The sequence below is a fragment of the Rubritepida flocculans DSM 14296 genome, assembly GCF_000425365.1.
GTDB lineage: Bacteria > Pseudomonadota > Alphaproteobacteria > Acetobacterales > Acetobacteraceae > Roseococcus > Roseococcus flocculans.
Map to the genome: position 1 here is coordinate 1 of NZ_AUDH01000050.1, position 9,908 is coordinate 9,908.

General features: G+C 72.5%; 7 protein-coding genes and 1 pseudogene. 2 read left to right on the forward strand and 6 right to left on the reverse strand.

What is annotated here, in order from left to right; translation table 11 throughout:
* A pseudogene (gene tnpC, locus H596_RS24765) lies at nt 1–1,109 on the forward strand (IS66 family transposase); the annotation flags it as partial.
* A 168-nt stretch (nt 1,110–1,277) separates the two neighbouring features.
* Here tnpC and H596_RS24240 read toward each other — a convergent pair.
* The 6 genes from H596_RS24240 to H596_RS0118305 all read right to left on the reverse strand — a co-directional run bounded on the left by H596_RS24240 (nt 1,278) and on the right by H596_RS0118305 (nt 7,896).
* A complete protein-coding gene (locus tag H596_RS24240) occupies nt 1,278–3,242 on the reverse strand; it encodes a GSCFA domain-containing protein (RefSeq protein WP_169579895.1) in 1,965 nt (654 codons plus the stop codon).
* A gap of 200 nt (nt 3,243–3,442) precedes the next feature.
* A complete protein-coding gene (locus H596_RS24245) occupies nt 3,443–4,261 on the reverse strand; it encodes a sugar phosphate isomerase/epimerase family protein (protein ID WP_037302011.1) in 819 nt (272 codons plus the stop codon).
* Nucleotides 4,258–5,034 (reverse strand): NAD-dependent epimerase/dehydratase family protein, encoded by a 777-nt coding sequence (locus tag H596_RS24250; protein WP_037302013.1) that lies wholly within the window; start codon nt 5,032–5,034, stop codon nt 4,258–4,260. Before H596_RS24250 ends, H596_RS24245 begins: the two co-directional genes overlap by 4 nt.
* A complete protein-coding gene (locus H596_RS0118295) occupies nt 5,031–6,119 on the reverse strand; it encodes an FAD-dependent oxidoreductase (RefSeq protein ID WP_084603003.1) in 1,089 nt (362 codons plus the stop codon). Before H596_RS0118295 ends, H596_RS24250 begins: the two co-directional genes overlap by 4 nt.
* Entirely contained in the window at nt 6,119–6,613 is a 495-nt protein-coding gene (locus tag H596_RS24255) for a deaminase (protein ID WP_027286101.1), read from the reverse strand. Before H596_RS24255 ends, H596_RS0118295 begins: the two co-directional genes overlap by 1 nt.
* Nucleotides 6,610–7,896: an ArgE/DapE family deacylase gene (locus tag H596_RS0118305; RefSeq protein WP_027286102.1), complete on the reverse strand. Its 1,287-nt coding sequence runs from the start codon at nt 7,894–7,896 to the stop codon at nt 6,610–6,612. Before H596_RS0118305 ends, H596_RS24255 begins: the two co-directional genes overlap by 4 nt.
* A 153-nt stretch (nt 7,897–8,049) precedes the next feature.
* Between H596_RS0118305 and ade the strand changes: the two genes are divergently transcribed.
* Complete coding sequence (ade, locus tag H596_RS0118310; RefSeq protein WP_027286103.1) at nt 8,050–9,759, forward strand: adenine deaminase; 1,710 nt, start codon at nt 8,050–8,052, stop codon at nt 9,757–9,759.
* Nucleotides 9,760–9,908 lie beyond the last annotated feature (149 nt).

The window sequence follows — 9,908 nt, forward strand, 5'->3', positions numbered from 1 at the left end:
CGGTTCGAGGTGGTGCGCCACCTCCGGCCCGCATTCTCCTGCCGGAGCTGCGAGGCGATGACGCAGGCGCCGATGCCCTCGCTGCCGATCGAGCGCGGCAGGCCCGGCCCCGGGCTGCTCGCCCATGTGCTGGTCTCGAAGTACTGCGACCACCTCCCGCTCTACCGCCAGGCGGAGATCCACGCCCGCGATGGTCTGGACCTGCCGCGCGGGCTGCTGGCGGGCTGGGTCGGCAAATCGGCCGCGCTGATCGAGCCCATGGCCGCGTTCATCGGCCGCCACGCCCTGGCCGGGCCGCGGGTGCATGCCGACGACACGCCGATGCCGATGCTCGCGCCCGGAAAGGGCCGGACACAGACGGCGCGGTTCTGGGCCTGTCTGCGCGATGATCGGCCGTTCGGCGGGCGCGATCCGCCCGCGGTGCTCTACGAGTGCACGCCGGACCGGAAGGGCGAGCATCCGCAGCGGCGCCTGCGCGACTTCCAGGGCATCCTGCAGGCCGAGGCCCATGCCGGGTTCAACGCGCTCTACGAGGGCGGCCGCGTGGTCGAGGCGGCGTGCTGGACGCATGCGCGGCGCCACTTCCACGACGTGTTGCTGGCCAATGGCAGCCCGCTGGCGCGCGAGGCGATCGAGCGCATGCGGCCGTTGTTCGCCATCGAGGCGGAGATCCACGGCCAGCTGCCGGAAGCGCGCCTCGCCGCCCGCCAGGCCCGCTCCGCGCCGATCATGGCAGACCTGCACGCCTGGCTGGGGGCGACGCTGCGGCGGATCTCCGGCAAGTCGGACCTGGCCAAGGCCATCCGCTCCACGCTGGCACGGTGGACGGCGCTGACGACCTTCTGCGCGACGGCCGCGCCTGCCTGCACAACAACGCCGCCGAGCGGCGCATGCGCCCGCTCGCGCCGGGACGGAAGAACTATCTGTTCGCCGGATCGCTCGAGGGCGGCAGGCGGGCCGCGATCATCCACACCCTCGTCGGCACCGCAGAGCTCAATGGCTGGGATCCGCAGGCCTATCTGCGCGTGCTGCCCGATCGCATCGCCGACCACCCGATCAACCGCATCGGCGAACTCGCGCCGTGGAACCTGCGGCCCGACGTTACCTGAGCCGCGTCAAGCCGCCGACGCCGTGGCCGTCAGTGCACGCTTACGTGGCGGCTGCGTGCCAAAACAAGACCATACCAGCGGCAGTGCCGCCTTCTCACCTGTAAAGGAAGGCGGCCGCTGGCAGGAGACGGGCGTGCGGGCGGCGCCCGTGCCGGGCCCGCCTGCAGGTCACACGTCGAGCTTCGCCTCGTCGCAGATGACGCCCAGGAGCTCCTCGGCCTCCGCGGCCATGGCGTCGCCCGGTTCCTCGCGGGAGAGGACATGTGCGAGGAACAGCCGCATCACATGAGCCACGCCGGCCTCTGTCACCGAGCGAGCATCGGCCTCGTAATAGGCCCCCCGGTTGTAGCTGCCCGTGATGATCTCGTAGGAAGGGAAATACCAGACTGAGGGGTCGGCCCGCACCATTTCGTCCGCCACCGTTCGCAGAATCGCCTTGCTTGCGGCGGTGGACACCATGACGTGCCGGTCCTCGTAGGTGGCCATGAGCGGGACGGGCGAGACGGTGATCATCATGCGCGCCCGCGGGTTCACCGCTTGCAGGCGCGCCTTGAAACGCCGGAGATCCATCAGGACCTCCCGCATGGAGAAGTTCACGAACTCATGCCGTTCCGGGTCGAAATGGCCGCCGGACACGCCGGGAGCGAGCGGGAAGACGGCGCCATCCACCCGCGAGCGCCAACCTTCGGTCAGACCGAGAGTGAAGACGAAGACCTCGCATTCCTGGAACATTCGTCGCACCGCCGCGAGATGCTCGGCGCGCGCGGTGAGCATCTCCTCCACAGTCCCGTAGCCGTTCGGCTCGACCTCGGGCCGGAAGGGATCCACCACGCGCCCATCCGCGCGCAGCCAGGCGGGCTCCTGCGGGAGAAAGCGACCATAGGCACGCTCGAAGAGCTGCAGAAGCTGTGCCGTAGTGTAGAGATTGCCGTAACGCGCGGAGAAGATACCGTATTGCGCACGGTGCGCTTCGGCGCGCGAGAGGCCTGGAGGTGCGGGTTCGGTCACGAGGTAGTTGCAGCCCTCCGCGGCGAGCACACGCCCGATGTGCTGGGCGAAGCAACTGCCCGCCGTGGCGATGGCCGTGTGGCGTGTGATCCGGAAGGGCGCGCGCACCACCGGGTCCACCTGCGCCATCGGAAGCGCCTGCACGGCGCGTCGCCAGAACCGTTCCTCCGGCAGGCCCGCGTAGGGATGGGTTCCCGCCGCCAGCGGCGGGCCGAGCTTCGGCAGCGGTTGGACCCGGCCCACTGCAGCCCGCCTGACCGGGGGCGGCGCCGGCCGCCCCGTCAGGTCGCGGATCAGATCGAGCCAGGGGGGCGTATTGAAGCGCGCGCAGGAAATCTCGTCGCGATCGTGGCGGTCATAGAGCGCGAAAGACTGCGTGGCGAAAGCCTCCAGATCGAGGGAAGGCTTATCCTGGCCCGGCCTGAAGCAGTAGCTTCCCTGCACGTTGAGGCGGCGGGCGATCTCCGGATAGATGGGCAGGATTTCCCGCGTGGCCAGCCAATCCGGCGGCAAGGGACCGGAGACCTCTGGCGTCATCCCCAGGGCGGAGAGCAGTCCGCGCGCCACATCCGCCAGGACGTCCAGCCGGGGATGGGTGTGCGAGTACATGAATGGCCCGCTCGCCTCCCAGCGAGGGAAGAGGGCGTCGAGAGGCACATCCGTGCGCCGCCCCTCATTGAGCAGAGCGGTCTTGCCATAGTCCCAGGCGCTGAAATACCCCAGCCTCTCGAAGACGTCTTCCCGGAAGAGGTCCAGAGTGGCCTTCAGGCCAAGCCCCAGCCGCCAGCCCAGCAGCACAAGCGCGGAGTGCAACGGCCCGATCGGGCCGCCCGAGAGAAGCTGGCCCCCGGCGGACGCCACAACGACATCCGGGTGATAGCCGGCGAAGCTGAGCCCCGGCCAATACAGCACCGGCCCCCGATGCCCCGCGGGGATCCGCGTTTCCGGATCGGGGCGCGGACGCTGCAGGAACACGCCCGCATCCGGATCGGCGAAATCCTCCGGCGTTAATTCGAGGCGGCGAACCACCTCCACGCCCGGCAGGAACTGAGCGAGACAAGCGGCCAGTCCCACAGCCTGACAATTGCCGGCGACCACGATCCGGCTGGGGGTGAGTGTGGGCATGCCTTCGCTCCGTGTGTCAGGAACCCGGGTCGATTTGTCTGAGAGCCTCGACCTGCGGGGCGGAAAACCTGGCTCTGGTGGCTGGGATTGCCGCAACAAGATGATGCACCGTCAGGCCAGCCTCCAGCACCGCCTCGCAACGAAACCAGCCTTGCTGCGCCGCCGCAAGCCCCTTTCGCGCGGTCGCCGCTGCCGGCCGGCTACCGCCAGGCTGCTGGCGCGATGTTGCGCAGACACGCCACCGCCCGCAGCACGGCCTGCATCGGCGCCTCCTCCGCCTCCAGCATCTCGATCGCCACCCAGCCGCCGTAACCCGCCGCGCGCAGCGCCGCGAGCGCCGCCGCATGCGGTGCGACGGGCGCGTCGAAGGGCCCAAGCCGCGGCTCGGCCGCATGGACATGCGCGAGCCAGGGCGCGCTCTCGCGCACGGCCTGGGCGATGTCGCCGCCGCCCAGCATCACGCAGGCGGTGTCGAGATGCACCGCAAGGCCCGGGTGCTCCACCGCGCGCACCATGGCCAGCACCTCCTGCCAGGAGGCGAGGAAGTCATTGCCATAGACCTTCGGCACGGGCTCGAGGCCGATGCGCAGCCCCTCGGCGAAGGCGGTCTCGGCCAGAAGGCGCAGCCGCTCCGCGCCGAGCGAGAAGGCCTCCTCCGCGCCGAGCCCGCCGCGCGCGCGCTGGCGCGGCGCACCGAACACCAGCACCCCCGCGCCCAGCGCCGCGCCGATCCCCGCCGCACGGGCGATCTGCGCGCGCAGCGCCGCGAAAGCCGGCGCGGGGCCCAGCAGCGCAAGCCCCTCCAGCCCGTGGAAGATCGCCTGCAGCGCCGGAACCGCGAGGCCCTCGCCCGCCAGCTCCGCCCGGAAGGCGGCGAGCCGCGCGGGCGTCAGCGCCTCCCAGGGCGCGAGCCGCGTGGGCGCGACCTCGATCCCCGCCACCCCCGCCGCCGCCAGCGCCCGCCACTCCGCCGGCCCGGCCGGGCCGGGCAAAGCGAGGTTGGAGACGGCGAGCCTCATGCCCTCTCCGCCTCCAGGAAGGCGGCGAGCTCGGCCATCACCGCCGCCGCATCGAGGTGATAGGCGCCCTGCCCGCCCAGCAGCGCGGCGTGGCGGGTGCGGATGTCGTAGCGCGGCGCGGGCGCATCGGCCCCGCCCAGCGCGAGGCCGGGGAAGAAGCGGTCGCGGATCGCCCCCGTGGCCACGGGCGCGGGCGCGATGTGCAGCAGATCGAGCCCCGCTTCCTCGGCGCGCGCGAGGTCGTCCGCGAGGCGGCGCAGCGGATACCACTGGAACTCGGAGGCCGGGTTGATCCGCTCGCAGAGATGGCCGTGCATCATGTCGAACAGCGCGTTCTTCTTGAGCCCCGCGCCGAACAGCGCGGGCAGGCGCAGGATCAGCCGGTCGGGGAAGCGCGCCTCCACCCACTGCTCCAGCCAGCGGCGGTGCCGGCCATAGGGCTCGGCGCGCGCGGGATCGGGCGTGTCGGCCTCGGTCACGCCGCGGGGTTCGGCGAAGACATCCACCGTCGAGACCAGCACGAAGCGCGCGCAGGAGATGGTCTCGAGATGGGCGATGAGGCCCGAGATGCCGGCCCAGTCCGCCTCGGGCTCGCGGTTCGCGCGCCATTTCACGGCGCTCACCCCGGCGCAGACCACCGTGCCGAAGCGCCGCCCGCGGATTTGCGCGATGTCGGTCGAGCGGAAGCGCGCGGCGAAGGGGCGCGCGCGGTCGAGATGCCCGCCCACGAAGCCGCTGTGGCCGATCAGCGCGTCGGGCAGGGGGGCGCTCATGGCCGGGGCGTGAGGATGTCCTCGCGCAGGCCGGGGGTGGGCGCGATGGGGGCGAGGGAGTGCTGCGCCTCGATCAGCGCGAGGATGCGCTCGGTGGCGAAGAAGATGGTGTCGATCTTGCCCGACATGACGGAGAACACGCGCCCCTCCTGGAAGACGTAGCAGCTGCGGTCGTCCGCGCGGCCCTCGGGCTTGGTCTTGATGGCGAGCTGCACGCCCACGAAGCGGAAGGCGTCGCGGAAGCCGGGCAGGTTGGCGGCGATCTGCCCCTCCATCGCGGCGCGCCGCTCGGCCACCAGCGCCGTGTCCACCGCCTCCAGCGCCGCGCGCGCCGCATCCCCGCGCGCGAAGCGGCCGAGCGGCGTGTGCGTGACGCTCGAGAGGGTGAAGATGGCGGGGTCCTCCGTCGGATAGACGGAGGGCAGCGGCCCGTCCACGAAGGTGATGGCCGGGTGCGGGCCGCGCGCCTCGTAGTAGAGCAGCAGGGTGGGCTCGTAGTAGGCGGCGATGGGCAGCGGGCGGTGGTGGCCCCAGGTGGCGTCCACCGCGTAGTCGAAGCGCTCGCCGTTCACCGTGACGCCCGCCGCATCCGGCAGGAACTGCGTGACGGCGCAGCCGAGGCGCAGCGCCGCGCCGAGGCGCCGGGCGAAGAACTCCCGCGCCTGGCCGATGCGCAGCACCCGCTCCTTCGCCAGCAGCGCGCCCTCGATGTCGCGCAGCAGCGGGTGGCCGCCCGGCAGCTCCACGAAGTCGATGCCGGAGGAGACCATGACGAGCCGGTAGGTGGCGAAGTCCATCAGGCTGGTTCCGCGCGGCACGGCATAGACGTTCTCCGGCACCTCGGCCGAGAGGTTGGGATAGCGCTCGACGAAGCGCAGGAAGCCGTCGCGCGACTGCTGGCGCGTGCCGTGGTGGCGCGCGTAGTGGAAGCCGAGATGCAGGCGGAACTGGTTGTTGCCCGAGGCCTCGTGCAGCGGGCGGTGGTGCCGCTCGAAGACGGTGACGGCGAAGCCCAGCGAGGCGAGGGAGGAGGCGATGTGGCAGCCATACCAGCCCGCCCCGATCACCGCGACGCGAAAGGGCATCAGCCGCCCGTCCAGTAGCCGCGATGCGGCGCAGCGCCTTCCTCCTCCAGCAGCGGGCCCAGCACCTCCACCGGCTCGGCCGCCGTCTCCAGCACCGCGCGGCAGGAGAGCGAGAGGCCCGCGGTGGCGGGGCTCGCGTTGCGCAGGTGCAGGATCGCGCCCGCCGAGAGCCCGTACACCGCCCGCCCGATGCCGGTGTAGAAGATCGCCGCCGCGCACATCGCGCAGGGCTCGCCCGAGGAGTAGATCGTGGCCTGGCGCAGCGCCGCGCGCGGGATGGCGGCGTCGATCACCGCCTGGCAGGCCATCATCTCGGAATGGGCGAGGGTGCCGCGCCCCGAGCGCCCCTGCGCGGAGAGCCCCTCGGCGAGGATGGTGCCGTCCGCGCGGGCGATGATGGCGGCGAAGGGACGGTCGCCGCGCGCGCGCGCCTCGCCCGCCAGGTGGAAGGCGCGGCGCAGCAGCGCGAGGTCGAGGGCGGAGGGCGCGCTCACGCCGCCGGCCTCAGCCCGCACCAGTCGGCGATGAAGGCGGCGATGGCCAGCGTGGTGGTCTTGAGGTGGGCAAGCTCCGTGCGCTCGTCGAAGGCGTGCGCGCCCTCGCCGCGCGGGCCGTAGCAGAGGGCGGGGATGCCGAAATACAGGCCGTAGAAGCGCGTGTCGTTCACCGCGGTGGTGATGCGCGGCTCCATCTCCGCGCCGAAGGCGGCGCGGTGCGCCTCGGCCAGCACGGCCTCGGCCTCGCTGCCCGGCTCGAGCACATAGCCATCGGCGAGGAAGCCGTGGAACAGCAGCTCGGGCGGGTTGTTGGAGAGGAAGAGGTCGTTCTTCGCCGCCGCCGCCACCGCCTGCTCCACGCCGCGGCGCGCCTCGGCCACGTCGGTGCCGGGCAGCAGGCCGATGCGGCAGTCCACCTCGCACCAGGCGGGGGTGGAGGACGCCCAGTCGCCGCCGCGGATGATGCCGGGGTTGAACTTGATCGGGTCCGGCACGGAGGCGTACCAGGGGTGGCTCCGCGCCGCCTCGTTCAGCGCGGCGGTGTGGGCATAGAGCGCCTGGATCAGCGTGTAGGCGCTCATGATCGCGTTGCTGCCGGTCTGCGCCACCGCCACATGCACGGGCACGCCGCGCACGCGCAGGCGGAACCACAGCGTGCCGGTGTGCGCGCGGGTGATGGTGCCGCCCGTCGGCTCGGGGATGAGGCAGGCATCGGCGCGGTAGCCGCGCAGAAGCGTGGCGAGCGCGCCGTTGCCGGTGCTCTCCTCCTCGGTCACGGTCTGCAGATAGACGTCGGCGGCGGGGGCGTAGCCGGCGGCGCGGATGGCCTCCATGGCGAAGCACATGGCCGAGACGCCGGATTTCATGTCGTGCGCGCCGCGCCCGTACATCCAGCCCTCCTTGATGGTGGCGGCGTAGGGCGGGTGGGTCCACATCTCGTGCGGGCCCTCGGGCACCACGTCGATGTGGCCCTGCAGGATGAGGCTGCGGCCGCTCGGTTCCGCGCAGCGCCGCGCGGCCACCACCTGCAGCGAGGCGGCCGGGTCGGCCTCCACCATCGGGCTCGCCTTCTCGTGCTGGTCGAGGGCGACATCGGCGAGGGAGAAGCGGTCCACCGCATAGCCGCGCGCGGCGAACCAGCGCGCCAGATGGTCCTGCAGCGGGGCCTCGCGCCCGCGCAGCGAGGGGTGGCGCACCATGTCCGCGAGGAAGCGCACCTGTTCCTCGAAGCCGGCCTCCACGGCGTCGGAGAGGCGCTGGAGGAGGGCCTTGTCTGGCATGGGGCGGGGCTCCTTCGCGGCGGGCCACCGCGCGGGCGGCGGGCCTGTGTCTCCGGCGATGGTAGCGCAGCCCGCGGGGATGCGAAGCGGCCCGGCCCCGTGCCATGCTCCCGCACGCCTCCCCCCAGGGAGCCAGCCGCAGGAACCCCCGCCATGAGCCAGACCGAGGAGCTGCGCCGCCGCATCGCCCAGGGCCAGGGCAGGGAGCCGGCCGATCTCGTGATCGCGGGGGCGCGCCTGTTCGACCTCGTCACCGGCGAACTGGTCGAGACCGACATCGCCGTCACCGGCGGCGTCATCACCGGCACCTATGGCCGCTACGAGGGGTGCGCGCGCGTCGAGGCGCGGGGGCGCATCGCCGTGCCCGGCTTCATCGACACGCATTGCCATGTGGAGAGCTCGCTCGTCACGCCCTACGAGTTCGAGCGCATGGTGCTGCCGCGCGGCACCACCACGGCGGTCTGCGACCCGCACGAGATGGCGAATGTGCTGGGAACCCGCGCCTTCGACTGGTTCCTCGCCTGCGCCGAGCGCATGGCGATGGACCTCTTCGTGAACCTCTCCTCCTGCGTGCCCTCCACCGCGCCGGAGAGGGGGCTCGAGACCTCGGGCGCGCGGCTCGGCGTGGCGGAGCTTCTGCCCTATGCGGCGCACCCGAGGGTGCTCGGCCTCGCCGAGATGATGAACTTCCCCGGCGTGCTGGCCGGCGAGGAGGAATGCCTCGCCAAGATCGCGGCCTTCGCGGGGCGGCAGCTCGACGGGCATGCGCCGCTGCTGCGCGGCCTTCCGCTCAACGGCTATCTCGCCGCCGGCATCCGCACCGAGCACGAGGCGACGGGCGCGGAGGAGGCGCTGGAGAAGATCCGCAAGGGCATGACCGTGCTGATCCGCGAGGGCAGCGTGTGCAAGGACCTCGCGGCGCTGGCCCCGCTGCTGACGCCCGAGACCTCGGGCTTCCTCGCCTTCTGCACCGATGACCGCAACCCCGCCGAGGTGGCGCATGAGGGGCATATCGACCATCTCGTGCGCGGGGCCATCGCGCGCGGCGTCGCGCCGCTCGCCGCCTATCGCGCCGCGTCGCTGAGCGCCGCCGCGGCCTTTGGGCTGAGGGACAGGGGGATGATCGCGCCCGGCCGCCGCGCCGACATCCTGCTGCTCGACGACCTGCACGGCTGCCGCGTGGCCGAGGTGTTCAGCGCCGGCCGCCGGGTGGAGGAGGCGCTCTTCGCCGCCCGCCCGCCCATGCCCGCGCCCGCGCGCGGCGCGCTCAACGCGCGGCCCGTGGCGGCGGAGGATTTCCTGCTGCGCGGCGAGGCGCGCCGGCCGGTGATCGGCGTGATCCCGGGCAGGATCATCACGGCGCGCGAGGAGGCGCTGCTGCCCCTCGCGGACGGGGAGGTGCTGCCCGACCCCGGGCAGGACATCGCGCGCGTGGCGGTGGTGGAGCGCCACCACGCGAGCGGGCGCATCGGGCTCGGCTTCGTGCGCGGCTTCGGCCTGGCGCGCGGGGCTATCGCCGGCTCGGTGGGGCATGACTGCCACAACATCTGCGTGGTGGGCGCGGGGCGCGAGGACATGGCCTTCGCGGTGAACCACCTCGCGCGCATGGGGGGCGGCTTCGCGGTGGTGGAGGGCGGGCGCGTGCTGGCCGAACTGCCCCTGCCCATCGCCGGGCTGATGAGCGAGCGCCCCTGGGAGGAGGTGGCGGCGGCCATCGCGCCCATGAAGGCCGCCGCGCGCGCGCTGGGCGTGACGCTGGCCGAGCCCTTCCTGCAGATCGCCTTCCTGCCGCTCGCCGTCATCCCGCACCTCAAGATCACGGATCGCGGGGTGCTGGACGTGGACCGGATGGCGCTGGTCTAGCCGCTGCCGAGAGGGCGATTCGCCGCTGCGGCGATACCGCCTTCGCGGAGCGCGCTCTAGGCTCAGGACTCATTGTCCGAGCCAGAAGATGACGATGGCGGCGAGTGTGATGGCGCCGAAGAAGGTGGTGGCGCAGCGGTCGTAGCGGG

Excerpts from the sequence above, each read along its gene's own strand:
- H596_RS24240 (WP_169579895.1), bottom strand. The coding sequence starts at position 3,242 with ATGCCCACACTCACCCCCAGCCGGATCGTGGTCGCCGGCAATTGTCAG.
- H596_RS24245 (WP_037302011.1), bottom strand. The coding sequence starts at position 4,261 with ATGAGGCTCGCCGTCTCCAACCTCGCTTTGCCCGGCCCGGCCGGGCCG.
- H596_RS24250 (WP_037302013.1), bottom strand. The coding sequence starts at position 5,034 with ATGAGCGCCCCCCTGCCCGACGCGCTGATCGGCCACAGCGGCTTCGTG.
- H596_RS0118295 (WP_084603003.1), bottom strand. The coding sequence starts at position 6,119 with ATGCCCTTTCGCGTCGCGGTGATCGGGGCGGGCTGGTATGGCTGCCAC.
- H596_RS0118305 (WP_027286102.1), bottom strand. The coding sequence starts at position 7,896 with ATGCCAGACAAGGCCCTCCTCCAGCGCCTCTCCGACGCCGTGGAGGCC.
- ade (WP_027286103.1), top strand. The coding sequence starts at position 8,050 with ATGAGCCAGACCGAGGAGCTGCGCCGCCGCATCGCCCAGGGCCAGGGC.